23 protein-coding genes are annotated in these 24,202 nt (G+C 72.3%); 11 read left to right on the forward strand and 12 right to left on the reverse strand.

The genetic code is table 11. The features are described 5' to 3' along the window. Positions 1 to 51 precede the first annotated feature (51 nt). The 4 genes from ACFY1P_RS21340 (at position 52) to fabF (ending at position 3,735) form a co-directional block, all read left to right on the forward strand. Positions 52 to 1,002, forward strand: coding sequence for an ACP S-malonyltransferase (locus tag ACFY1P_RS21340; protein ID WP_361533035.1), 951 nt, complete (start codon positions 52 to 54; stop codon positions 1,000 to 1,002). Between the two features lie 14 nt (positions 1,003 to 1,016). Beyond that, the gene (locus tag ACFY1P_RS21345) at positions 1,017 to 2,063 is read left to right on the forward strand and encodes a ketoacyl-ACP synthase III (protein ID WP_390751559.1); all 1,047 of its coding nucleotides are present in this window, start codon (positions 1,017 to 1,019) and stop codon (positions 2,061 to 2,063) included. Positions 2,064 to 2,156: 93 nt separating this feature from the next. After that, a complete protein-coding gene (locus ACFY1P_RS21350) occupies positions 2,157 to 2,405 on the forward strand; it encodes an acyl carrier protein (RefSeq protein ID WP_390751560.1) in 249 nt (82 codons plus the stop codon). Positions 2,406 to 2,472: 67 nt separating this feature from the next. After that, entirely contained in the window at positions 2,473 to 3,735 is a 1,263-nt protein-coding gene (gene fabF, locus ACFY1P_RS21355) for a beta-ketoacyl-ACP synthase II (protein WP_361533026.1), read from the forward strand. Between the two features lie 78 nt (positions 3,736 to 3,813). Here fabF and ACFY1P_RS21360 read toward each other — a convergent pair whose 3' ends face one another. Together ACFY1P_RS21360 and ACFY1P_RS21365 are read right to left on the reverse strand one after the other, a co-directional pair. Continuing rightward, the gene (locus ACFY1P_RS21360; RefSeq protein ID WP_390751561.1) at positions 3,814 to 4,692 is read right to left on the reverse strand and encodes an NAD(P)-dependent oxidoreductase; all 879 of its coding nucleotides are present in this window, start codon (positions 4,690 to 4,692) and stop codon (positions 3,814 to 3,816) included. Positions 4,693 to 4,779: 87 nt separating this feature from the next. Beyond that, positions 4,780 to 5,274 (reverse strand): DUF3145 domain-containing protein, encoded by a 495-nt coding sequence (locus ACFY1P_RS21365; RefSeq protein WP_361533020.1) that lies wholly within the window; start codon positions 5,272 to 5,274, stop codon positions 4,780 to 4,782. Between the two features lie 322 nt (positions 5,275 to 5,596). Between ACFY1P_RS21365 and ACFY1P_RS21370 the strand changes: the two genes are divergently transcribed. Next, positions 5,597 to 6,487, forward strand: coding sequence for an SGNH/GDSL hydrolase family protein (locus tag ACFY1P_RS21370; protein WP_361533017.1), 891 nt, complete (start codon positions 5,597 to 5,599; stop codon positions 6,485 to 6,487). A gap of 4 nt (positions 6,488 to 6,491) precedes the next feature. Here ACFY1P_RS21370 and ACFY1P_RS21375 read toward each other — a convergent pair whose 3' ends face one another. Next, on the reverse strand, positions 6,492 to 8,966 hold the full coding sequence (locus ACFY1P_RS21375; RefSeq protein ID WP_390751562.1) for a glycoside hydrolase family 3 protein: 2,475 nt from the start codon (positions 8,964 to 8,966) through the stop codon (positions 6,492 to 6,494). Positions 8,967 to 9,073: 107 nt separating this feature from the next. On the opposite strand from ACFY1P_RS21375, the gene ACFY1P_RS21380 reads away from it, so the two are divergent. Both ACFY1P_RS21380 and ACFY1P_RS21385 read left to right on the forward strand, forming a co-directional pair. Next, entirely contained in the window at positions 9,074 to 9,832 is a 759-nt protein-coding gene (locus ACFY1P_RS21380) for a MerR family transcriptional regulator (RefSeq protein WP_361534200.1), read from the forward strand. Positions 9,833 to 9,844: 12 nt separating this feature from the next. After that, the gene (locus tag ACFY1P_RS21385) at positions 9,845 to 10,027 is read left to right on the forward strand and encodes a hypothetical protein (RefSeq protein WP_361534197.1); all 183 of its coding nucleotides are present in this window, start codon (positions 9,845 to 9,847) and stop codon (positions 10,025 to 10,027) included. A 155-nt stretch (positions 10,028 to 10,182) separates the two neighbouring features. Here the strand turns inward: ACFY1P_RS21385 and ACFY1P_RS21390 are convergent, their stop codons facing one another. Further along, on the reverse strand, positions 10,183 to 11,739 hold the full coding sequence (locus ACFY1P_RS21390) for a serine hydrolase domain-containing protein (RefSeq protein WP_390751563.1): 1,557 nt from the start codon (positions 11,737 to 11,739) through the stop codon (positions 10,183 to 10,185). A gap of 41 nt (positions 11,740 to 11,780) precedes the next feature. Beyond that, on the reverse strand, positions 11,781 to 12,464 hold the full coding sequence (locus ACFY1P_RS21395; RefSeq protein ID WP_390751564.1) for a hypothetical protein: 684 nt from the start codon (positions 12,462 to 12,464) through the stop codon (positions 11,781 to 11,783). Positions 12,465 to 12,572: 108 nt separating this feature from the next. Here ACFY1P_RS21395 and ACFY1P_RS21400 point away from each other — a divergent pair, with 108 nt between their 5' ends. Continuing rightward, positions 12,573 to 13,214: a TetR/AcrR family transcriptional regulator gene (locus ACFY1P_RS21400; RefSeq protein WP_390751565.1), complete on the forward strand. Its 642-nt coding sequence runs from the start codon at positions 12,573 to 12,575 to the stop codon at positions 13,212 to 13,214. 188 nt (positions 13,215 to 13,402) lie between these two features. Here ACFY1P_RS21400 and ACFY1P_RS21405 read toward each other — a convergent pair whose 3' ends face one another. Then, positions 13,403 to 14,821: an MFS transporter gene (locus ACFY1P_RS21405; RefSeq protein WP_390751566.1), complete on the reverse strand. Its 1,419-nt coding sequence runs from the start codon at positions 14,819 to 14,821 to the stop codon at positions 13,403 to 13,405. A 110-nt stretch (positions 14,822 to 14,931) separates the two neighbouring features. Between ACFY1P_RS21405 and ACFY1P_RS21410 the strand changes: the two genes are divergently transcribed. Together ACFY1P_RS21410 and ACFY1P_RS21415 are read left to right on the forward strand one after the other, a co-directional pair. Next, a complete protein-coding gene (locus ACFY1P_RS21410; RefSeq protein WP_390751567.1) occupies positions 14,932 to 15,966 on the forward strand; it encodes a GlxA family transcriptional regulator in 1,035 nt (344 codons plus the stop codon). Positions 15,967 to 16,003: 37 nt separating this feature from the next. Further along, the gene (locus ACFY1P_RS21415; protein WP_390751568.1) at positions 16,004 to 16,402 is read left to right on the forward strand and encodes a carboxymuconolactone decarboxylase family protein; all 399 of its coding nucleotides are present in this window, start codon (positions 16,004 to 16,006) and stop codon (positions 16,400 to 16,402) included. Positions 16,403 to 16,462: 60 nt separating this feature from the next. On the opposite strand, the gene ACFY1P_RS21420 is transcribed toward ACFY1P_RS21415, so the two are convergent. From ACFY1P_RS21420 to ACFY1P_RS21440, 5 genes are all read right to left on the reverse strand, one after another. After that, complete coding sequence (locus ACFY1P_RS21420) at positions 16,463 to 18,427, reverse strand: FAD/NAD(P)-binding protein (protein WP_390751569.1); 1,965 nt, start codon at positions 18,425 to 18,427, stop codon at positions 16,463 to 16,465. A 96-nt stretch (positions 18,428 to 18,523) separates the two neighbouring features. After that, positions 18,524 to 19,924 (reverse strand): methylaspartate mutase, encoded by a 1,401-nt coding sequence (locus ACFY1P_RS21425; protein WP_390751570.1) that lies wholly within the window; start codon positions 19,922 to 19,924, stop codon positions 18,524 to 18,526. Beyond that, positions 19,921 to 20,367: a cobalamin-dependent protein gene (locus tag ACFY1P_RS21430; protein ID WP_361529146.1), complete on the reverse strand. Its 447-nt coding sequence runs from the start codon at positions 20,365 to 20,367 to the stop codon at positions 19,921 to 19,923. The genes ACFY1P_RS21425 and ACFY1P_RS21430 overlap by 4 nt, the downstream gene beginning before the upstream one ends. An 81-nt stretch (positions 20,368 to 20,448) precedes the next feature. Further along, the gene (locus ACFY1P_RS21435; RefSeq protein ID WP_390751571.1) at positions 20,449 to 21,666 is read right to left on the reverse strand and encodes a stearoyl-CoA 9-desaturase; all 1,218 of its coding nucleotides are present in this window, start codon (positions 21,664 to 21,666) and stop codon (positions 20,449 to 20,451) included. A gap of 199 nt (positions 21,667 to 21,865) precedes the next feature. Next, positions 21,866 to 22,147 carry a LuxR C-terminal-related transcriptional regulator gene (locus ACFY1P_RS21440; protein ID WP_361529140.1) on the reverse strand — a complete coding sequence of 94 codons (282 nt, stop codon included), beginning with the start codon at positions 22,145 to 22,147 and terminating at the stop codon, positions 21,866 to 21,868. 1,005 nt (positions 22,148 to 23,152) lie between these two features. Between ACFY1P_RS21440 and ACFY1P_RS21445 the strand changes: the two genes are divergently transcribed. Continuing rightward, positions 23,153 to 23,839, forward strand: a complete 687-nt coding sequence (locus ACFY1P_RS21445) for a TetR/AcrR family transcriptional regulator (RefSeq protein WP_361529137.1) — start codon at positions 23,153 to 23,155, stop codon at positions 23,837 to 23,839. A gap of 25 nt (positions 23,840 to 23,864) precedes the next feature. Here the strand turns inward: ACFY1P_RS21445 and ACFY1P_RS21450 are convergent, their stop codons facing one another. Then, positions 23,865 to 24,152: a transcriptional regulator gene (locus tag ACFY1P_RS21450; protein ID WP_361529134.1), complete on the reverse strand. Its 288-nt coding sequence runs from the start codon at positions 24,150 to 24,152 to the stop codon at positions 23,865 to 23,867. Positions 24,153 to 24,202: the final 50 nt, after the last annotated feature.

The following is a 24,202-nucleotide window of genomic DNA, read 5'->3' on the forward strand; positions in this document are numbered from 1 at the left end:
GGTCCCTGTCCCCACCGGTGGCCGGGGCCGTCCACGAGAGAGAGTGTGAGGGTGCTCGTACTCGTCGCCCCCGGCCAGGGCGCTCAGACGCCCGGCTTCCTGACCCCCTGGCTCGACCTCCCCGGTGTCGAAGACCGACTCCGTGAGTGGTCGGCCGCCATCGACCTGGACCTGGTCCACTACGGCACGGACGCCGACGCGGACGAGATCCGCGACACCGCCGTGGCCCAGCCGCTGCTGGTCGCCTCCGCGCTGGTGTCGGCCCGGCAGCTGTTCCCGACGGCCGATGACTTCGCCCGCCTGGTGGGTGCCACCGCGGGTCACAGCGTCGGTGAGCTCGCCGCCGCCGCCCTGACCGGGGTCCTCCCCGAGCGGGCCGCGCTGGAGCTCGTACGCAAGCGCGGTCTCGCGATGGCCGAGGCCGCCGCCGTGACGGAGACCGGCATGTCCGCCCTGCTGGGCGGGGACGCCGACGTCGTCCTGCCGCACCTGGAGAAGCTCGGGCTGACGCCCGCCAATGTCAACGGCGCGGGCCAGATCGTCGCCGCCGGCACCGCGGAGCAGCTCGCGGCGCTCGCCGAGGACAAGCCGGAGGGCACGCGCAAGGTCGTCGCACTGAAGGTCGCCGGCGCCTTCCACACGCACCACATGGCCCCGGCCGTCTCGGCCCTGGAGTCCGCGGTGGCGGAGCTCGCCCCGGCGGACCCGCACACGCGGTACGTCTCCAACAAGGACGGTCACGTCGTCACCTCGGGCTCCGAGGTCGTGCGGCGGCTGGTCGGCCAGGTGGCCAACCCGGTCCGCTGGGACCTGTGCATGGAGACCTTCAAGGAGCTCGGCGTCACCGCGATCGTCGAGCTCGCGCCCGGCGGCACGCTGGTGGGCCTGGCGAAGCGGGCCCTGCCCGGCGTCCGGACCCTCGCGCTCAAGACGCCGGACAACCTGGACGCGGCGCGTGAGCTGATCGCCGAGTACGCCGACGCCGCGACCACGGCCGGATAAGGAGCCCCGAGAGCATGACCGCGAAGATCAGGCCCAGCAAGGGCGCCCCCTACGCGCGCATCCTCGGCGTGGGCGGTTACCGCCCGACGCGTGTGGTTCCGAACGAGGAGATCCTCAAGCACATCGACTCCTCGGACGAGTGGATCCGCTCCCGTTCGGGCATCGCCACCCGGCACTGGGCGGGCCCCGAGGAGACGGTGTCCGCGATGTCCGTCGAGGCGGCCGGCAAGGCCATCGCCGCCGCGGGCATCAGCCCCGAGCAGATCGGTGGCGTGATCGTCTCCACCGTCTCGCACTTCAAGCAGACCCCGGCGATCGCCACGGAGATCGCGCACAAGGTCGGCGCGGGCAGGCCGGCCGCCTTCGACATCTCCGCGGGCTGCGCCGGCTTCGGCTACGGACTCACGCTGGCCAAGGGCCTCATCGTCGAGGGTTCGGCCGAATACGTCCTGGTCATCGGCGTGGAGCGGCTGTCGGACCTCACGGATCTGGAGGACCGCGCGACGGCCTTCCTGTTCGGTGACGGTGCCGGTGCCGTGGTCGTGGGCCCCTCGCAGGAGCCGGCGATCGGCCCCACGGTCTGGGGTTCGGAGGGCGACAAGTCCCACACGATCAAGCAGACCGTCGGCTGGGACGAGTACCGCACCACGCCCGTCCCCGGCGGCGACCGCGACGAGGTCCGCCAGGCCATCGAGGAGATCCGTTTCCCCGCCATCACGCAGGAGGGCCAGGCGGTCTTCCGCTGGGCCGTCTTCGAGATGGCGAAGGTCGCCCAGCAGGCGCTGGACGACGCCGGGGTCAGCCCGGAGGACCTGGACGTCTTCATCCCGCACCAGGCCAACATGCGGATCATCGACTCGATGGTGAAGACCCTCAAACTGCCGGAGAGCGTCACGGTCGCCCGCGACGTGGAGACCACGGGCAACACCTCCGCGGCCTCCATCCCGCTGGCCATGGAGCGGCTTCTGGCCACCGGGCAGGCGAAGAGCGGGGACACCGCGCTCGTCATCGGCTTCGGGGCGGGTCTCGTCTACGCCGCCACGGTCGTTACCCTCCCCTAGGCGAGAATCCGCGCGGCCCCGCCGTACGGCCCCTCCCGCATCAGCAGATTTCCATAACGCAGCAGTTTCACCGCACATAGAAGGAGCGCCGCAATGGCTCACACCCAGGAGCAGATCCTCGAGGGTCTCGCCGAGATCGTCAACGAGATCGCCGGCATCCCCGTCGAGGACGTCAAGCTGGAGAAGTCCTTCACCGACGACCTGGACGTCGACTCGCTGTCCATGGTCGAGGTCGTCGTGGCCGCCGAGGAGCGCTTCGAGGTCAAGATCCCGGACGAGGACGTCAAGAACCTCAAGACCGTCGGTGACGCTGCCGACTACATCCTGAAGCACCAGGCCTGATCCAAGCGTTCGTCGCCACCCCAGTGGTGGCGGTTGCCGCACCTCTACACGTGGAGACAGAATCCCTGTGAACCCGACCAATCGCACCGTGGTCGTCACCGGTATCGGCGCAACCACACCGCTGGGTGGCGACAGCGCGTCGACCTGGGAGGGCCTGCTCGCCGGGCGCTCCGGGGTCAAGCCCCTGGAAGGCGAGCGCTTCGCCGACCTTCCCGTCCGGATCGCGGCCCGTGCGGCCGTCGACCCCGAGGACGTCCTGCCCCGCCCGCTCACCCGCAAGACGGACCGGTCCGCGCAGTTCGCGCTGATCGCCGCCCGTGAGGCGTGGGCCGACGCGGGCTTCACCGCCAAGGCGGGCGAGGACGCGTCGATCGCTCCCGAGCGGCTCGGCACGGTCATCGCCTCCGGCATCGGCGGCGTGACCACGCTCCTCGACCAGTACGACGTGCTCAAGGAGAAGGGCGTCCGCCGCGTCTCCCCGCACACCGTGCCCATGCTGATGCCCAACGGCCCCTCCGCCAACGTCGGCCTGGAGGTGAACGCCCAGGCGGGCGTGCACACCCCGGTCAGCGCCTGCGCGTCCGGTGCCGAGGCGATCGGCTACGCCGTGGAGATGATCCGCACCGGCCGTGCCGACGTCGTCGTCGCCGGTGGCACCGAGGCGGCCATCCACCCGCTGCCCATCGTGGCCTTCGCCAACATGATGGCGATGTCGAAGAACAACGACGAGCCCGAGAAGGCGTCCCGCCCGTACGACAAGGGCCGTGACGGCTTCGTCCTCGGCGAGGGCGCGGGCGTCGTCGTCCTGGAGTCGGCCGAGCACGCCGCCGCGCGTGGTGCCCGGGTCTACTGCGAGGTGCTGGGCCAGGGCCTGTCCGCGGACAGCCACCACATCGCGCAGCCCGAGCCGACCGGCCGCGGCATCGCCGCCGCGCTCCAGAACCTGCTCGACAACAGCGACCTCAAGCCTTCGGAGATCGTGCACCTCAACGCGCACGCCACCTCCACCCCGCAGGGCGACGCCGCCGAGATCAAGGCCCTGCGCAAGGTCCTCGGCGACGACCTCGACCACGTCGCGGTGTCCGCCACCAAGTCGATGACCGGCCACCTGCTGGGCGGCGCCGGCGGCATCGAGACGGTCGCGACCGTCCTGGCCCTGCACCACCGGATGGCCCCGCCGACGATCAACGTCGACGACCCGGACGAGGACATCGACGCGGACATCGTCCGTGACCAGCCGCGTCCGCTGCCGGAGGGCCCGATCGCGGCGATCAACAACTCGTTCGGTTTCGGCGGCCACAACGTGGTCCTCGCCCTCCGCTCGGTCTGATCCCGCGCGCTCGACGCGCGAGCGGCCCGCCCCGGTTCGTCCGGGTGCGGGCCGCTCGCTTTTTCCCCGGCGGGGAGGTCAGCGGTCGAAGCTGGCGAAGTACGAGGCCGCCATGTCCTCGTCGCCGTGGCCCTGTTCGGTGGCCCGGCGGAAGCGCTCGGCGCCCGCGGCCGCCACGTCCAGCCGCACCCCGGCCCGCTCCCCCGCGGCCACGATCAGCCGGGCGTCCTTCTCGGCCGTGGTGGTCGCGAAGCTGGGCGGGGTGAGCCCGCCCCCGAGGATGAGCGCCGCCTTGGCCCGCAGATAGCCCATGTCCAGCGGGCCGCCCTCGACGGCACCGAGGAAGCCGGCCGGGTCCACGCCGAGCCCTTCGGCCAAGGCGAGCGCCTCCGCGGTGCCGTGGGTGACGGCGAGCACCCAGCTGTTGATGACGAGCTTGAGCCGGGTGGCCGCGTCGGCCGGAGCGTCGTCGCCCGCCCAGACCGTACGGCTGCCGATGGCGTCGAAGACGGGCGCGAGGACCGTACGGGCCTGCGCGGGCCCGGCGGCCAGGACCGTCAGCGTCCCGGCCTCGGCGGGCTGCCTGGTGCCCAGGACGGGGGCGTCGACGAAGACCAGGCCGGCTTCCGCCGCGAAGCCGGTGAGGGCCTCGAAGCCGTCGAGCCCCGCGGTGGTGGACTGGGCCCACACGGTGCCCGGCGCCAGGCCGGGTGCCGCGGCCCGCATCACCTCCAGCGCGGCGGGCCCGTCGTAGAGCATGGTCAGGACGACGTCGGCACCCCGCACGGCGTCGGCGGGGCTGTCCGCGACGCGCACTCCGTCGGCGGCGAGCGGTTCGGCCTTCTCCCTGCTGCGGTTCCAGGCGCGTACGTCGAGACCGGCACGGGCGAGGTTGCGGGCCATGGCCGCGCCCATGATTCCCGTGCCGAGAAGGGTGACTGAGGTCGTTTCGGACATGGCGTGACGCTAGCCCTTGGAGCCCGCTCCACCGCAAGAGCGCGCCGCCGGTGGCCGAGCCCCGGTCAGACCACTTTCAGACCACTTTCAGACCACTTGGTGCAGCCATCTGACCGGCGCGCCCTCGCCGGCGTAGCGGAACGGCTCCAGTTCGTCGTCCCACGGCTTGCCCAGGAGCTTGGCGACCTCGGCCGCGAGGTTGCTCTCGTCCCGGGCGGCGCGCGCGAGTGCCGCCCGCAGCCGGTCCTCGGGGATGAGGATGTCGCCGTGGATGCCGGTGACGGCGTGGAAGATGCCCAGTTCGGGGGTGGAGCTGTAGCGCTCGCCCTCGGCGGTCGCGCACGGCTCGGCGGTCACCTCGAAGCGCAGCAGGTGCCAGCCGCGCAGCGCGGAGGCGAGCTTGGAGGCGGTGCCGACCTGCCCCTGCCAGGAGAATTCCGCACGCCAGGTGCCGGGTGAGGCGGGTTGTCGGATCCAGTCGAGCGTGACGCGGACACCGAGCACGCCCGCGACGGCCCATTCGACGTGCGGGCACAGCGCGCGCGGCGCGGAGTGCACGTAGAGAACTCCACGTGTCGTCACCGGGACCTCCAGTGCGGTTCGAGGTTCGCCTTCCCCAGCGGCCTCGCACCCGTACCGGTCCCGCCTGGGACAGCAGTAGACATTCTGCCCCAAGGGCCACTCCCGCACCAGCTCACGAGGTTACCAACAGTAAACACCATCGGGAGCAATTCTCCTGAAAAGGGACAGGATGTGACGTGTTGTCCTATCGGCGATGCCTGAGCGCGAACCCTGCCGGGCCTTGCCCGACCTCCCCCGGGGAAAAGCTACCGTGCGGTGGCACCCCTCCGGTGACGTACCGTCGGACCCGTACCGATATCACCCGGCCGGAGGGGACGAAGCCATGCGCGAGCGCGCGGGACGGAAGGTGCGCGGGGCCGTGCGGGCCGCCACTGCCGTGGTCACGGCGGCCCTGCTCGTCACCGGCTGTGACGACGGCAAGGGCGGCTCCGCCACCGCGGAGCCGAAGGCGAAGCCGAGCGCGAGCGCCGGTCCGGCATGGCGGACCCGGCCCGGCTCGATCGCCTCCCTCGGCGACTCCATCACGCGCGGCTTCAACGCCTGTTCCCCCCTCCGCGACTGCCCCGAGGTCTCCTGGGCCACCGGCACGAAGGTCGACAGCCTCGCCCACCGCCTGCTGGCCTCGCCGCAGACAAGCAGCTGGAACCTCGCGCGGACCGGAGCCCGGATGTCCGACCTCCCCGCCCAGATGCGGGCTGCCGTGGCGAACAAGCCGCAGCTGGTGACGGTGCTGCTCGGCGCCAACGACGCGTGCCGCGCCGACGTCGGCGAGATGACGCCGGTGGACGCCTTCCGCACGGACTTCGAGCAGTCGGTCAAGGAGCTGCGCACCGCGCTGCCCGCCTCCCAGCTGTACGTCGCCGCGATCCCCGACCTGAAGCGGCTGTGGTCCCAGGGGCGGGGCAACAGCTTCGCGAAGTCGGTGTGGAACTGGGGCATCTGCCCCTCGATGCTGCACGACGCGGGCAATGTGGACGCGGCCTCGACCGACCGCCGCGAGCAGGTCGTCAAGCGGGTCGGGGAGTACAACGCGGTCCTCGCGGACGTCTGCCGCCGCGACAAGCTCTGCCGCTACGACGGCGCCGTGCACGAATACGGCTTCACGGACGGGGCGCTGAGCCCGTGGGACTGGTTCCATCCGAGCAAGGACGGCCAGCGGCAGCTGGCGGACCTGGCCTACCGCACGATCACCGCGGCCCGGCCCCCGGCGTGATGCGTCAGGCGTCACCGATCCGCACGGGCGCGGTCAGTCTGCGGTCGGCGATGCTGCGGCCGGCTTCGGCGATGTAGGTGCCGGGGAGGCGCCGCCAGGCGGCCGCGGCCTCGTCCCACACGTGGAAGGCGCGGGGGTCCAGGGCGATGGCCGCCTCCGCCGTCTGCCCCGGCTCCGCCTCCAGCGAGGCGAAACCGGCCAGCCGACGGGCCGGGCGCTCCACCTCACCGCCCCGGGGAGCGGCGAGATAGACCTGGACCACTTCCCGGCCGAACCGCGTGCCGGTGTTGCGCACGCGGACCGTGGCCACCGGGGCATCCGTACCCTCGCTCCGGATGTCCAGCGCCTCGTACGACCAGTCGGTGTAGCCCAAGCCATGGCCAAAGGCGTAAGCCGGGACCGCCCGCGCCTTCTCCCAGGCACGGTATCCGATGAACACACCTTCCTCATAAGCAAGTTCACCCTCGCGTGGGTCAACTTCCGTCACCGGGGCGTCCGCGAGGCGGGCCGGCCAGGTGGTGGGGAGCCTGCCGCCCGGCTCGTCGGCGCCCAGGAGCACGTCCGCGAGCGCCGCGCCCGCCTCCTGGCCGGGGAACCAGCCGAGCAGGACGGCGGCGACATCGTCCCGCCAGGGCAATTCGACGGGGGCGCCGGAATTCACCACGACGACGGTACGGGGGTTGACGGCGGCGACCCTGGCGACGAGCTCGTCCTGGCGGCCGGGCAGGGCGAGGGTGGTGCGGTCGAAGCCCTCGCTCTCGACGCGCTCGGTCGTCGCGACGACCACGACGGCGGCGTCGGCTCCGGCCGCGACGGCCACGGCCTCGTCCAGCAACGCGTCCGGATCGCGCCGGGGTTCACGGTGCAGGAGGGAGAACGCCACGGCCTCTATGGGGGCGTTCGCGGGTTTTGTCACGGTGTAGGCGAGGCTGATGTCGACCGGCTTCCCCTCTTCCAGGGGCAGTTCGCCCCTGGTGACGGGCGCGCCCAGGAACGCCTCGAAGGGGTCGGCGTCGGGGCCGGTGGCCTGGGTGCCGTCGAAGAGGACGCGCCCGTCCACGGTGAGCCGGAAGCCGCCCGTCCCCCGGGTGCCGAAGGAGTGCGGGCCGCTCGCGCGCGGGGTGAAGGTGCCGGTGGCCTCGACGGTGTGCAGGGCCGCGTACGGGACACCGTCCGGCAGGTCGCCGGTCCACTGCACGGCGCCGTCCGCCATCTCCTCGCGCCCCAGGACCCGGCCGTCGGCGTCCCGGCAGACGGCGACCAGGCGGAACCCCTCCCCCGCGACCGTCGGTCCGGTATCGGGATCGGCGCCCACGGCGTAGGCGAGGACGCCGTCGGGGAGTGCGGCCCGCAGCCCGTCGAGGGGCGACACGACATGGGCGGGGAAGACCTGCGCCGAACCGCCGCCCAGGATCCGGGCGTCCCTGGCGGCGCCGCCGAGGAGGGCGAGGCGGCGGATGCGGGCGGGGTCGATGGGGAGGGCGCGCTCTCCCTCGCGTACGGCCTCGTTGCGCACGAGCACGAAGGAGCGGCGGGCGGTCTCCCGGGCGAGGGCCGCGCCGTCGAGGGGCGCGGGCGGCCGGGTGACGGCGGGCGGCGCCCCGTCGAGCACACCGGCGCGCGCCGCGAGCAGCAGCACCCGGCGCACGGCGGCGTCCACGAGCGCCTCCGGCACCTCGCCCGCCCGCACGGCCGCCGCCAGCGCGGGGCCGTAGACCGTGCGCGGGCCGGGCATGGCGATGTCCAGGCCGCCGCGGATCGCCCGCACGGTGTCGCGGGCGGCGAGCCAGTCGGAGACCGTACAGCCGTCGAAACCCCATTCCCCGCGCAGCACTTCGTGCTGGAGGTGGTGGTTCTCGGTCATGGTGACGCCGTTGACCTGGTTGTAGGCGGCCATGACGGCCCAGGGCCGGGCGTTTGCGACGATGGCCTCGAAGGGGGCGAGATAGAGCTCGCGCAGGGCGCGTCCGGGGACACGGTTGTCGACGGTGAAGCGCTCGGTCTCGGCGTCGTTGGCGACGAAGTGCTTCAGCGTCGCGCCGACGCCGCCGTCCTGCACGCCCCGTACGTAGCCGGTGCCGATCTCCGCCGTGAGGTGCGGGTCCTCGCTGTACGCCTCGAAGTGCCGCCCGCCGAGCGGTGACCGGTGCAGGTTGACGGTGGGCGCGAGCAGCAGGTGGACGCCCTTGCGCCGCGCTTCCTGCGCGAGCACGCGTCCCGCGCGGCGGGCGAGCCCGGGATCCCAGGTGGCGGCGAGCGCGGTGGGGCTGGGCAGCGCGAGCGAGGGGGCCCCGGCACTCCACCGCACGCCGCGCACCCCGACCGGCCCGTCCGACATGACGAGCGCGCGCAGGCCGATGCCCGGCAGCGCGGGGAGCGTCCACATGCCGTCCCCGGCGAGCAGCCGGGCCTTGTCGTCGAGGCCGAGCGCGCGGAGTGCGGCGTCCACGGCGGGTATGCGGTCACGGTCGTCGGACATGGGTCCTCCGTAAGGTGTCGGGCGGCCCGGGAGGGGCGACGCTCCACTGCGGTCCTTCCCCGGGCCGCGCTTGAACCTCACGTCGCGTGAGGATGCATCGTTGATCCATGACCACTTGGAAAGTGGGTCCGCTCGCCGAGGCCGCCGGGCTGACCGTACGCACGTTGCACCACTGGGACACCATCGGCCTGCTCAGCCCCTCACGACGCACGGTGGGCGGGCACCGGGAGTACACCGAGGACGATCTCGCGCGGCTGTACCAGGTGCTGGCGCTGCGCGGGCTGGGACTCGGCCTGGAGAGCATCGCGGTGTGCCTCGACACCGGCGTGGACCCGGAGCGGCTGGTCCGCGACCACTTGGCGGAGGTGGAAGCGTCCATCGCCGCGCTCGACACGCTGCGGCAGCGGCTCGTACGGCTCGGCGACGCACTCGCCACGGACCGGCCGGCGGCGGGCGGGGAGCTCCTGCTCGACGCGCTGCGGGCGACGGGCGGCACAGGCCCCGAGGGCCGGCGGGCCCTGCGCGAGCACCTGGACGACGACCAGGTGCGGGAGTTGGACGCCCACGCCACCGCCGTGGGGCCCGCCCGGCACTATCTGCTGGAGGTCGAGTGGCCCGAGCTCTACCGCAGGGCCGAACGGCTCCGCACGTCCGGGGTCCCGCCCACCGACAAGAAGGTGCGGCGGGTCGTGGACCGCATGGACGAGCTGAGCGCGCTGTTCACGGGCGGCGACGCGGGGATCTCCGCCGGGGTACGGGGCGCGTGGCGCGACGACCCGGCGGCGATGTCGGGAGGACCCGCCCCCGCGGACGGCTGGCACGACCTGACCACCTACCTCGACGCGGCCCGCCGCGCCCACTCCTGAAGGAACCCCGACATGACTCCCAACTCCCGCACGGCCCTGGCGTCGACGCTTCCCGTGCTGCTGACGACCCCTTTCCTGTGCGCCCTGGCCGCGGCCGGACTGATCCCGTGGGACACACTGGTCGCGATACCGATCGCGCTGGCGGTGCTGGCCGTGCTGACTTCCTGGCGCTTGCGGCGGGGCTCGGCCGGCTGACGCTCGGCTACGCGATGGCCGCGGCGAAGCCGTGTTGCGGGGTCTGGGGCGAAGCCCCCCACGCGGCGGAGCCGAACATCAGACGCAGCCGGGAAGGGGCGGGGCTGGGGAACAAAGCCCCGCCGCAGGCGCAGCGAACCCGCACCCTCAGAAACTCACCCCCCACACCGCCCCGTGGCCCGCACCCCGAAGTGCACATACCGGCTCCCGTCCCCCAACGCATAGAAGACCACCGGAATCCACCCGTCCATCACACCGCGCCGCCCCGCGAACACCGTCTTCGACGGCGAGTCCGAGACCGGCGTCAGATTCCAGACCAGAGGGTCGAACGTGCCCGCCAGACCGTCCGCCCCCTCGTACGTCAGCTGGAGGACGCCGTCGTCGGAGGGGCGGTCGGTGATGGTCATGAGGAAGCCCTCGCGCTTGTACGTGCCGGTGAACGGGGCCGTGTTCACCACCGGCGGCCGCGCGGGCGGGCCGAAGGCCGGCATGGTGACACCGGCGAACTCGGCGGTCAGTTCGCGGCAGAGCGTCTCGAAGACCTTGGGCGCGGCGGCGCCGCCGTTGGTCAGGAGGGCGATGGCGAGGCCCTTCTCCGGGATGGCCCGCAGATAGGCGAGCTGCCCGAACGTAATGCCGTCGTGGCCGAAGCCGCGCGCGCCGTCCCACTCGAACAGGCCCCATCCCAGGCCCCAGTGGGCACCGAGGAACCACTGGTCGGGCACCTCCACCTCGCGGTCGAGCATGGCCGCCACGGCGGCGGGGGAGAGCACCCGCGTGCCGTCCGCCGCCGTGCCGCCGTCGATGAACATCCGGGCGAACCGCACCACGTCGGCGGCGGTGGCGCTGATCCCGCCGTAGGGCCCGGCGGAGCGGGGCAGCATGTTCCACCGCGGGGTGGGGACGGGGTCCTCGCCGGGGTCGCCCATGTGCCCCATCGCGGCCCGGAAGCGCAGCACTTCCTCGGGCAGCGTCATCGTGCGGTCGAGTCCGAGCGGGGCGAGGAGCAGCTCCTTGAGCGCTTCGTCCCAGGTCCTGCCGGTGACGACCTCGATGATCCGGCCGAGGATGTTGTAGGCGGTGCCGGAGTACGACATGGTGGCGCCGGGCGGGTTGGTCATGCCGACGGTCCGCGCGGCCTCGACGTAGCGGGCCAGGCAGTCGTCGGCGCGGCCGGTGTCGTTGACGTAGTCGCCCTCGATGCCGCTGGTGTGGTTGAGCAGCTGGCGCGGCGTGATCGTACGGGACGCCTCCGCGTCGGCGACGGCGAAGCCGGGCAGGACGTCCACGACGGGCGCGTCCAGGTCGAGCTTCCCGGCGTCGGCGAGCAGCACCGCGAGCGCGGCGGTGTAGCCCTTGCTGATCGAGCCGATCTGGAACACCGAGTCCGTGGTCGCCTCGACGCCGGTCCCGGTGTGCAGGACGCCGCTCGCCAGCTCGTGGATCTCCCCGTCGGCGAGCACGGCGAGGACGGCGCCCGGGACGCGGTGGGTGGCGAGCAGTTCGTCGAGCCGGGCCTGCCAGTGGTGGGTGTCGAAGCGCTCGGGCGCGGTCACGCCCAGGGCGCGGTTCACGACCCGGTCCACCTCGCGGTTGGTCCGGTCCATGAGCTTCGCCACCTCCTCGTCGACGAGCCTCGACACCTCCCGGTACACGTTCTTCACCTCCTCGTCCACGACCCTCGACACTTCCTGGTACACGTTCTCGGGCATGACGTCTCCCGTAGTGAGGTGTGAGCGATGAAACGCGGCGATCAGGCCGTACGCCGCGGGCGGGGCGTGCTCTCGCCCCGGAAGCCGAGGACGCGAGGGGCCAGGGTGCGGACAAGGAGGCCGAGGACGAAGCCGTAGGCCGTCACCATGCCGTGCCCGTTCTCCTGGGCGAACCACATGGCCAGGCCGAGCACGGGCGCGGCGATCGCGAGCAGGACGTCCTTGCGGTCGCGGCCGCGCAGCAGGAGGCCGGCGGCCAGGGTCGCGGCGAGGAAGTACGTCGCGCCCGAACTCCCGGCGAAATTGCGGGGGTCGGTGCTGCCGCCGGTCTGGCCGAAGAGCGCGTCGATGTGTTCCGGCAGGAGGATGCCCGCGGCGAACAGGAGCACCATCAGGGGCGCGCCCCAGAACCACTCCGCCAGCGCGGCGACGACGGCGAGGGTGGCGATGTTCCAGGCCCCGCCGAGGAGGCCGCCGTTCTGCATGAAGACCGAGGTGACCACGCGCCACCAGCCCGACTTGTCCGGGTCGCTGTCGAAGGTGTCCATGGCCCCCGACCAGCACAGCTGGGTGACGACCCCGGCGAGCGCGACCCCGGTCAGCGCGACCGCGGCCCAGGGGGTCCGACGCCGGCGCAGGGTGTCCTCGCCGATGAGGGCCAGACCCCCCTTGAACATCAGAACCATCAGTGCCGCCGTGGTCACGTTGAACAGCAGTGCGCCCATCGCCACCAGCCCCCCTCGAACTCCGTGTGGATTGTGCTGGACACGACAGTAGCCGGGCCCACGGGAAGATTCAAACACTGTTTGAAAATTGCCGCTAGGGTGGAGTCCATGAAGCTGACCGCAGACCGGATCATCGACGCGGGCATGGCCGTCTTCGCCGAGTCCGGCTACCACGGGTTGTCCATGCGCCAAGTGGCGGAGCGCCTCGGCGCACACGCCGGAAGCCTCTACTACCACGTGCCCAGCAAGAGCGCGCTGCTCCGGCTGATGGCGGACCGGGTGGCCCGGCAGGCGTACGACGCCGGCACCGCCGCACTCGCCGCCCTGCCCGAAGAGGCCGACTGGAAGGACCGGGTCGAGGCCCAGGCGGTGACCCTGCGGCAGGGCCTCCGCCGGCACACGGGCGGCGCGATCATGTTCGCCGACAGCCCGAAGGTGCTCAGCGCCGGAGCGCTCTCCCTGATGGAACGGCTGCTGCGCACGCTGGCCGACGCGGGCGTCCCCGACGAACACCTCATCGTCGCGGCCGACACCCTGCTCAGCCACATCACCGGCTATGTCCTCCAGGAGCAGAGCGAGTCCCCCACCGCCGCCGTCAGCGCGGAGGACGCGGCCGCGCTCCAGGAGCGCTTCCCCCTGACCGTCGCCGCGGCGGCCGCCTACGGCCAGGACGAGAAGTTCATCCGCAGCGTGCGGATGTTGTGCGCGGGCATCGAGGTGTTGTCCTCAAACGCCGGACGGGCTGGATAACCAACCCGTCCGGCGTTTGAGGACGCGGCCGCAGGGGGCACCTCTGGGGGCACCCCCGGACGGGGTCTGGGGGAGGTAGCTGGGGGAGGCAACGGACCCGCAGCCGGGGGTCTGGGGCACGCGCCCCCACGCGGCGGAGCCGCGCAACAGACGCAGCCGGGAAGGGGCGGGGCTGGGGAAAAGAACCGCTACCCCCGCCGCACCCCCGCCGCCCGAAACCGCCCCGCGACCCCCGCCGCCAGCAGCGCGCAGACCGTCATGAACACCCACCCATGCCGGAACGCCGGCATCGTCGGATGCCCCGAGCCGCCCAGCAGAGCCGTGAGCAGGGCGACGCCCAGCGCCGAGCCGACCTGGCGGGACATCATCAGCGTGCCCGAGCCCACCGAGAGCTGCTCGGCCGGCAGGGCGCTCGCCGCTCCGAAGAGGGCAGGCTGGATGAGGGCGTTGCCCGCGCCGACGAGGATCGCCCCGGGGAGGTAGGCCGCCGCGTAGTGCGGCGTCGGGCCGGCCGCGGCCAGCCACCACACGCAGCCCACGGCGAACACCACACCGCCGGCCACCGCCGAGGTCCGGGCGCCGACGCGGCGGATGATCTTTCCCGAGAGGGCGGAGAGGATCATCACGGTGACCGGGGTGGGCGCGATGCTCAGGCCGGCCCGCAGGACCGAGTAGTGCCACTGGCCGGTCAGGAAGAGGGCGGCCTCGAAGAGCATCGAGGCGAACGCCAGGTAGTAGACGAAGATTCCGGCGGTGCCGACCCGGAACAGCCGGCTCGCGAAGAGCGTGGGGCTGATGATCGGGTCGGGGGTGTGGCGGATGTGGCGCAGGCAGACGAGCAGCAGCACCACGGCGACCACGAAGCAGCCCAGGGTGCCGGGCGCGGTCCAGCCCCAGTCGGGTGCCTCGACGAAGGCCATCGTCAGCGCGCCGGACGAGAGGAGGATGAGCGCCGACCCGAGCAGGTCCAGGCCCTGGGCCGGCTTGCGGGCCACCTGGGGCAGCAGGCGCGCGCCGGCCGCCACGGCCACGGCGCAGACGGGGACGTTGATGACGAAGATCCACCGCCAGTCGATCTCCACCAGCAGGCCGCCCAGCACCGGTCCGCTGCCCGCGGCGACGGCCGCGACCGCCGTCCAGATGCCGATGGCCGTGGAGCGCTCGTGCTCGGGGAAGGCCGGCAGGGCCAGGCCCAGGGAGGTCGGCACGAGGACGGCCGCGGCGATCGCCTGCACCACGCGGGCGATGATCAGCACGGTCAGGCTGGGTGCGACGGCGCAGCCGACCGAGGACAGGCCGAAGAGGACCATGCCGATGAGGAAGCTGGCCTTGCGGCTCGTCTCGTCCGCGAGCCGCCCGGCGGGGATGAGCAGCGCGGCGAGGACGATCGTGTAGCCGTTCAGCACCCAGGACATGGAGGCGAGCGAGGCCTGCGGGAACGACTTCTCCAGGGCGGGGAACGCCACGGTGACGGCGAACAGGTCGAGGATCGCGAGGAACTGGGCGGCCGACGCGACGGTCAGCACCAGCCAGCGCCGGGGATCCGCGGGCGCGACGGCGGCGGGGGCGGCCGCTTCCGCCTTTGACGTGGGGGGAGTTGAGGTCATGGACGTGTCCGTGGTCTCTCCGTGGGTGGGAATCGGGGTGCTTCCCACTGCCGGCGTCCATGACCGCCACTTCGAGTGGCAGATCTGCCATCAGCCGTTAGATTACTGCCATGACTCAGCAGCCCGGCGCGGCCGGTTCCGTGACCGTGGCAGTGACCGACGGCATGCCGGTCCTCGAACTCGCCGTGCCCTGCCATGTGTTCGGAACCCCGCGTCCGGACCTCCACACTCCCTGGTACGACTTCCGGCTCTGCAACCCCACGGAGACCGACAGCACCCCGGCACGGCAGTGGTTCACCACCCACACCCCGTACGGCTACCGCGAACTCGTCGAGGCGGACACCGTCGTCGTCCCCGCCAGCGCCGACGTCCGCGCAGACCCGCCCGCACGGCTGCTGGAGGCCGTCCGGGAGGCGCACGATCGCGGCGCGCGGATCGTCTCCCTGTGCTCGGGCGCCTTCGTGCTGGCGGCGGCCGGGCTGCTGGACGGGCGGCGTGCCGCCACGCACTGGGACCACGCGCCGCTGCTGGCCGCGCGTTACCCCCGTGTCGAGGTCGACCCCAGCGTCCTCTACATCGACGACGGGGACATCCTCACCAGCGCCGGCAGCACCGCGGGCATCGACCTCTGCCTGCACCTGCTGCGCAAGGACCTGGGCTCCCGGGTGGCCGCCTCCGTCGCCCGGCACCTGGTCGTCCCCGCCCACCGGCCCGGCGGTCAGGCGCAGTACATCGAGACGCCGGTGCCGCCGGCCGAGACCGGCAGCGGGCTCGCCCCGCTGCTGCACTGGGCCGCCGAGCGCCTGCACGAGCCCCTCACCACGCCCGAACTGGCCCGGCAGGCCGGCACGAGCGTACGGACGCTGGTGCGCCGCTTCCACCGGTCCACCGGCACCACACCGCTCCGGTGGCTCCAGGCCCAGCGCATCGCCCGCGCCAAGGAGTTGCTGGAGACCACGGACCAGCCGATGGACAGGATCGCCGAACAGTGCGGCCTGGGCGGCGCGGGAAATCTCCGTCTCCACTTCGCCCGCAGCGTCGGCATTCCCCCCACCGAGTACCGCCGCGCGCACCGCTCCGCCGACCGGTCCCCCACCGGCTCTTGCACCAAAGTCGGATACCCCTCACCCCTGCTCCACGGGTAGAAACGTGGGTGACTGCCCACAGGACAAGGGGATCCGTATGCCTGCCACGTCTGCCGAGACACCCGATCCGTACGCGACGGGCAGCCGCATCCGCAGGGAAGTGCTCGGCGACGAGCACGTCGGCTCCCCACTGAGCAACTGGGCTCCGGCGAAGCCCCTCTTCGACCTGATCACCGCGCACAACTGGGGATCGGTCTGGGCGCGCGAGGGTCTGGACCGGCGGACGCGCACGCTCCTCAACCTCGCGCTGCTCACCGCCCTGAACCGGCCCGAGGAGCTGCGGCTCTACGTCCGCGGGGCGCTGCGCAACGGGTGTTCCGTCGAGGACATGGCCGAGGTCGCCGTCCATTGCGCCGCCTACGCCGGCGGCCCGGCGGGCATCTCGCTGATGCGGGCGGTCCACGAGGTCCACGGGGCCCTGCCGGACGACGAGTGAACGGTGAGGGGGCGGGCCCGGGAGACTTCCCCGGCCCGCCCCCTCCCTCCGTCCGTAAGGTCAGCGCGCGGGCGCCGTCAGCTCCGCGTCCCGCCCTGCCGGGGCCGCCGCGCGGCGGATCGTGCCCTGCTTGAGGCAGGACCGGGCGATGGAGTCGCCCTGGAGCAGGGTGCGGGAGTTGACGTGCGGACGGGCACCGATCGCGGTGACCCACTGCACCGACTCCACCGGCGGGCCGTAGGAGAAGCGGGCCGGGTGGGGGGTGCCCTGGCGGTCGATGACCTGGAAGGTCACGTCGGTGACGTCCAGCCCGCCCGTCTCGTATCCGGGCCCCGTCGCGTCGGGGATGAGATGGGCCCGGCACCCTCCCGAGGAGAGCAGCGACGCCAGCAGCGGGTCGGTGGCCCGGCGCACGTCGGTCACGGGCAGATGGGCCTCCACGAGCGCGGTCACGCTCACCGCCGCGCCCGGCACCTGGGGCGAGTCGACGACGAAGGCGCCCGACGCCTCGTCCGCCGTCACCCGCATGTCCGGGCCCAGCAGCCGGACGACCCCCGCCTCGACCAGGGCGCGCAGCTGCCGGACCCGCGTGGCGGGCGGGCCGCTGGCGGCGTAGTTGTTCAGCCCGCTGAACCAGCGGTCGATGTGGTCCCGGTAGGAGGCGCCGCTCAGGCCCCGGTGGGAGATCACCTGCCGCACCTCGTCGCGCAGGTCGCGCATGACCGCGGCGGCCGCCTTGACGGCGCTGGTGGCGGGCCCCAGGTCGGAGTGCCGCAGGTCCTCGTCGAGGACGCCGAGTATCCACTCGCGGAAGTCGGCCGGGCCCTCGAACTCCCGCCGGTCCGCGGGGCGGTCGAGCACGTCCCAGTCCCAGCGCAGCTCCGGATCGGGCACCAGCTCGCTCAGGAGCGCCTCCATCTCCGGGGATCCCCACGCATGGCACGGGTACTCGGCGAGCAGCCGGGCGTGCCCGGCCGGGTCGGCGGACCGGAGCAGCGCCTGGTAGTAGTTCCAGGCGACCTCCTTCGACACGAGGGGGAAGAGGTCGCGCATGAAGTCGGTGCGGCCGGTGCCCGCCCCGCCCCTGAGCCGGGCGATCTCCTCGGCCGACAGGAACCTCGCCTGGTAGCGGGGCACGATCTCCTGGCGGACCTCCGCCCGGGCGCGGTAGGGCACGCCGCGCCCCGATCCGGCGTGGACGACCGGCTCGTCGCCGCTGGGCACGTACGTCAGCCCGCCGTCCGCGCGGGGGACGAAGCGGCCGCCCCGGCCCTCGGTGAGCAGGGCCATGTAGTCGTAGAAGTTCAGCCCGAGTCCGCGCAGGACCACGGGCCGGCCGGCGCCGATCGGTGCCAGGTCGGCCTCGGCCGGGCTGCTCGGCGGCACGTAGTGCAGGCCGTGCCGGGAGGCGAACTCGGCGAACTCGGCCTGCTTGTCGGTCGGTGCGACGTCGTAGTGGCCCTGCGCGAGGATCACGGCGTCGGCCTCCAGCGGGAGGCCGCGGCCTTCCAGGGACACCCGCTGGGTGCCGTCCGGGGCGTCGGTGACCGAGGTCGCCCGAGTCCGGTGCACCTGGACGCGGACGCCGGCGGGCGCGTCGCGCGCGATGCGGGCGAAGGCCCAGCCGAGGTACTCCCCCTGGAACGCCCGGGAGGCGTACGACCACGGTGCCATGTCCGCGGCCTCGGCCTTCGTCTCCTCGCTCACGTCGGTCACCTGTCCCTCGGCGACCATGCGGGCCCACTGGTACTGCGTGGGGCCGGACGTCAGCGGGCCCTCGCAGGTGACGGTCCTGTCGGTGAAGACGGTCACGTCCCCGGAGACGGTGTTCATCAGCAGCCGGCGTGACTGGCCGGCCTGCCACACCCGGCCGCCGCCGGGTGGATGGGGATCGACGACGTGCACCTCGACCGGTGTGGTGCCCACGAGTCCGGGGGCGTTGGCGCAGATCCGCTCCAGGGCCACGGTCCCCCTCGGCCCGGCACCGACGATGCAGATGCGCAGGGGTCCTGCTTCCGTTGACATACGAGCTCTCCTAGCTGAAGCACGAGGTGAAGGCCGGCGGGGTGCGGCCGGTGTCGGTCCGGGTGGCGTCGCCGTGGAGGACGAGGGCGGGAGCGGTCACCCGGATTCCTCGCCCTTCGCTTCCCGGAAGAGGGCGGGGAAGTAGTTGATGTCGTCGGTGAGCCCGGTGAGCAGGGAGCCGATGACGGGGTCCGTGCTGTCGGCGCCCTTCAGCAGGTCGCTGTTGTGCCGCCGGGTGCGGTCGCCGAACGGGAGGGAGCCCGTGGACAGATAGCGGATGGCGCCCTCGGCGTCGCGCTTGGGGATGATCTCGGACTTGGCGTAGCGGCTGGCGCTGAAGGGGATGTCGAGGCGTCCGGCCGCGAAGGCGTCGATCACCGCGGTCGTCGTGTCGGGGGCGGCGAGCACGGGCTCGACGATGTCGGCGACCTCGGCGAGTATCCAGGCGAGCTCGTCGGCGACGCGTTCCTCGTCGACGGTGATGAAGCCCAGGAGCGGCGAGTTGGCGCGGTCGGCCAGCCGCAGGCCCTCGACGTTCGCGCGGGTGTCGGGGATGCCGAACGCTTCCTGGTAGGTCTTGGTGATGAGCTTGGACGCGCCGCCGAGCCTGGCGACGAGCGCGCCGTAGAAGATCAGGTCCTCCGCGTTGCCGCGCCGCTTGGGGAAGACGCCCATGAATTCGTGGAGTACGGCGTGCACCTCCACCCCCGGGGGCAGATAGGTGCGGGCGAGGGCGGGGACGGCCCGCAGGGCGGCGACGTCCTGGACGAGGTGGCCGCTCTGGGGGTACGAGACGGAGATGCAGCGCACGCCCGCGCGGGCGGCGAGGACCGCTTCGAGGACGCTGATCGCGAGGCTGATCGAGGGCGGGACGAGGACGGCGGTCAGCGTGCCGAAGAGTTCGCGGTCGACGACCAGGCCGAGATCGCCGAGTTCGCCGCAGACCTCGTCGACGGCCTGCCACGCGGCGAGGGACTCCGCCAGCGGGACGGCCTTGGAGTACGGCAGGTTGTAGGAGATGCCGCCGCCCTCGAAGGAGGTGATGCCGGAGGCGACGGCCACGTCGAAGAGGATGCGGGCGTCGGGCGAGCCGTGGCGGATCTCCAGCGGGGCGGCGACGGACTCGTTCATGTCCCTGCCGCGCTGATAGCCGTGGCTGACCAGGGGATAGCCGTTGAGGTCGGCGGGCGCCCGGTTGAGGGAGCGCAGGGCCTGCTCGAAGCGTTTGAGGCGGGTGTGCGAGTCGATGGTGAGGGTGAGGATGTCGGGGGCCGCCTGGTCCTCCAGTTCGCGCAGGAGGGCCTTCATCTCCTCGTGGCCGCCGACGCCGCAGCGCGGCTGGATGGCGACCCGGCCCGCTTCCCGGGCGTCCCCGAGGACGCGGGCGGCGGTGGGCTTACCGAGGGAGGTGATGTAGTCGACGGACTCCGCGAGAGGCGGTAAGGCCTCCGTGCCGGCGCCGCCCGGGCGCCCCGGCAGATAGCTGACCTTGGTCATGAGGCCACGAGCAGGCGCTGCCGCTCCGCCGTCCGGCTCGCACGCAACTCGTCGAGCGCGGGCAGCAGTTGCTCCGGGTCGCGGAGGATGCGGTCCACGCCCAGGGCGTGCAGGCGCTCCAGGTCCCTGGGGTCCTTCCTGCTGCCGACGGAGAGGTTGCCCCCGACGATGACGGGGCAGGTGATGCGGCCCGCCGCGCGCGCGGCGGGGAGGTCGCGGAGATCCTCGTGGGCGTGGCCGTTGAGGCTGCCGATGATGACCGCCTCGGCCTCGGGGTGCCGCTCGCACGCCTCGGCGAACTCCTCGACGGGCGTGCAGGTCCCGAGGTTCTCGACCTCGAAGCCGAGCCCGCGCAGGGCGTGGGCGATGAGGTGGTTGGCGACGGCGTGGCTGTCGCTGGCCGCGACTCCGAGGATGACGAGGCGGCGTTCGCTGTGCGACATGGGGGTGCTGCTCCTTCGGGTGCGTGACGGCTTTCGTGCGAGACGGTTCCGTGCGGGTGGGGGCGGCGGGCCGGGCGCGGGTCAGTCGTCGAAGGCGGCGAAGAGCTCGCGCTTGCTGACCGAGCGCAGCCGGGTGACGTCGTACTCCTCGGCATCGGCGGCCGCGAGGGAGTCGAAGACGTAGCTGACCGCCGGGATCAGACCCCATACCTCGTGGTAGGCGGGCCAGCCGGGGTGGCCCGCGTCGGCGTCCCGCTGCCGGGCGAAGAGGTAGTCCGCCCAGTCGCGGCTGGACGGTGCGCGGTGGTGGTAGTCGTGGACGACGGTGTCCCCGGTGAGGACCAGATAGCGCGCGGGCGCGTGGACGAACGCCATGCGCAGGGCCCAGCGGGCCCAGGCCACGGCGCGCCGTCCTGCGGGCAGGGCCGGGCCGGGGGCGGGTTCGCCGATGAAGATGGCGTTGGTCAGCGAGGCGAAGTACGACCGGCCGCGCCTCACTTCGGTGCCGACCGGCGGGAAGGTGTGCTTCACGCACAGGCGCAGGGTGTTGCTGACCTGGAACAGCGGGATCAGCGGGACGAACCAGACGACGAGCAGGGCGTCCCACGTCCCGGTGGCGATCGTGGCGGCGGCCACGATGCCGTACAGCGCCACCGAGGTGACCTTCTCGCTGGTGGCGGACTTGTTCCAGAAGGAGCGGGTCCGGGAGTACGCGAAGGCGAGGTGGAAGCGCGGGGAGACGAGCTTGGCCAGCACACGGCGCCACATCTGACGGCGCGTCATCCCCGGGTGCAGGTCCAGGCTGACGAGGAACGCCTGCACCGTGGGGTCACGCAGGGTCATGTGGTGGGCGGCGTGGTGGTCGCTGACGTGCTCGCGGCTGTACCGCTCGAAGTTCTGGATGACCAGCAGGCTGGAGGTGGCCCGGCCGATGACGGCGTCGAGCCTGCGCTTGCGGTACATGTTCCTGTGCGAGCACTGGTGGTAGACCATCATGCGCAGGTTGCGCATGCCGTGCAGGGTGACGGCCCAGCCGGGCAGCAGCAGGAAGAGGTACCAGGACCCCAGCGCCCACCCGGTCGCGCCGACGGCCGCGCCGGCGAGCATCGCGGCGACCGCGGCGGCGAGGTGGAAGGTCGGCGACCAGCCGAACGGGCGTTGCCCGGCGAGGGGCTTGCCGGTGAGGACGGTGAGCGGCGGCTGGAGGAACCCCGGCAGGCCCCGCATGGTCTCCCTGGGGTCGGGGGCCGCGACGGCGGCCGGGCCCGCCTGTCGCGGATGGGCATCGGTAACGGACACAGGTTCTCCTGGATCGATCCGGGCCTGTCGTTCCTCGGCTTCCTGGAACGGCTCCCCGGCGCCTTCCGGAGAGCGGACAGGGGCGGCGACCGCGGGAATCGACGTCGCTGAGCATGGCTGACACCCCGCCCCCCGCCCTTGCGGCGGGAGCCGGGGCGGAACGTCCGGCCGCCGCCCACAAGATTTCTATCGGACGGCCTCAACCGGCGGCTATTGGTCTTTCGTTGAAGAGCTGATGCGCGTACGAGACCAGACCGGCCTGCAGCCGGGACTCGACGCGGAGCTTGCAGAGAATCTGCGCGACGTGCGCCTTGACCGTACCTTCGGTAACCCTGAGCAGCCCGGAAATACCGCGGTTCGAATAACCCGCTCCCAGCAGCAGGAACACCTGGGCCTCCCGGTCGGTCAGCAGGCCGACGCGCCGACGCTGTTCGGACCACGACTTACGGTCGACCGTTTCGGCGTCACGTATGCCCTCCACTGGAACACACCCCCCAGTTCAGTGCGGCGACAGAACACACGCCGACGGTAGATCAATCTTGTACTCGGATCGGCATTTGCCCCTGTCAAGGGTTCGCAAAAAGTGTGCACCATGCATGGAAATTTCCTTCGATCACCGGACAGAGCGTCACATAACGCACCCCAAATGGCCCTGGAACGGCGGGAGTTGGGGTTAAATTTGCGCTTGAGTCCATCTTTGCATTCGCCTCGCCGACCATTCCGAGACCGCTTCGGCCGACACCATCACCGGCACGGATCGCCGACCACCGGGCGCATGACTCCGACCAATTCAGGGGGCTGCCCGATCGGCAACTACCGCGAGGCGGACAGACACCTCCGAGCGGACGATTTCGCAGTACAGCGACCCTCCTCACCACCCTTCGCATTCCGGCGAATTCCACTGAGAGACCTCTCTCCGAAGGCGCGCATGACAAAATTGCGGAAGGCTCCTCCCCTTCAGGTAAAGCAAAGCAAAAGGCATCAGGGAATGACCCTTCCAGCGATTTCCGACGGCCGGACGGATATCTGCACCGGCCCGGTGCGGATATCCGCGGCGCACAGGCAGGGCGCCACCCCCTGAGGACCTCACGAGGGGCGTATTCCAGCCGAATTCCACGACACCCCTCCGGAGGGGCCCGCCGACGCCGCTCAGGACCGCCTTCCAGCACGTCGGCCCGGGAGCCGGACGCGCGATGGCGGAACCCCGCGGCGCGGCCACGAAAACCCTCGAACCCCTGGTCAGGCAGCCGGACCCCCGCAGCCCCGGCACGCACGACCGGCGCCCGGACTGACCGGACATCAACGGTGCGAAGCGGCCCTGTGACGCAGAGTTGACCTCTGATATAAGTTTTTCCCCTGGTCCGCCCCGCGGGGGTCCCCCGCACGTCACCGCGCCCTATGGTGTGCCCGCGGCCCCGCCCCGCACCGGCCACGCGTCCGTGGGGGCGCCCAGGGCGGACGCCGCCCTCGTGAACGGAGAATGACGATGGAGAACGTCTCCTGCGGACTCGTGCGTCCCCCGGGCCGTCGGGAGCGCAACAAGCAGAAGGTCCGCCGGCGGCTGTACTCCTCGGCCCTCACCCTGTTCGCGGAACAGGGCTACGAGCACACGTCCATCGACGAGATAGCCGAGCTCGCCGACGTGGCCCGGGGGACGTTCTTCAACTACTTCCACCGCAAGGAAGACCTGATCGGCGAGTGGGGCCGCGAGCGGCGCGCCCTGCTCCGGGAGCGCCTGGACGCCTCGGCGCCGACCGGCGGGCACGAGGGCACCGAGGCGCGGCTGCGGCGGTGCATGACCGCGCTCGCCGACATCAACGAGGAGGAGCGCGCGACGACCATCGCCATGCTCATGGCCTGGGTCAAGGCCGGGCGGCCGCTCCTCGAAGAGCCGTACGCGTGCGAGGTGTTCACCGAGATCATCGAGGCCGGTGTCGCGCACGGCGAGCTCGGCCCCGGTATCTCGCCACCGCAGGTGGGCAACTTCGTGCGCGACGCCTATCAGGGGGTGCTCTACCGCTGGGCGCACGCCGGGGGCACGGGGGTGAGCCTGCACGCGGAGCTAGAGTCCGTCCTGCAGATCCTGCTGCACGGGATCGTGGGGCCCGGTCGGCCTGCCGGGGCGTACGCGTACGACGCGTACAGGGTCCAGGTCCCGCACGGCCTCGCCTGAGGCGGCCGCCCCACCTGCCGTCGGCTCACGGGCAGTCGGTGATTCCCTCGCGCAGGACCAGGTCCAGCAGCCCGGGGAAGAAGACGTCGAACTCCGCCTTGCGCAGCCTGTTCAGGCGGCGCGAGCCCACGTCCCGCTGCTCGATCACGCCCGCCTGGCGCAGCACCGCGAAGTGATGGCTGCGCGTCCCCTTGGTGACGGGCAGGTCGAACGTGCCGCAGGCCCGTGCCCAGTCGGTCTCGCCGGCCAGCTCGCGCACGATCGCGCGCCGCACCGGATCGGACAGGGCCATGAGCGCCTCGCCGAGGGTCACGTCGGCGGGATGGACATGCGAGAGATTCCGGGCACGGCGCGACAGGGCGC

The sequence above is a fragment of the Streptomyces sp. NPDC001407 genome (assembly GCF_042895325.1).
GTDB lineage: Bacteria > Actinomycetota > Actinomycetes > Streptomycetales > Streptomycetaceae > Streptomyces.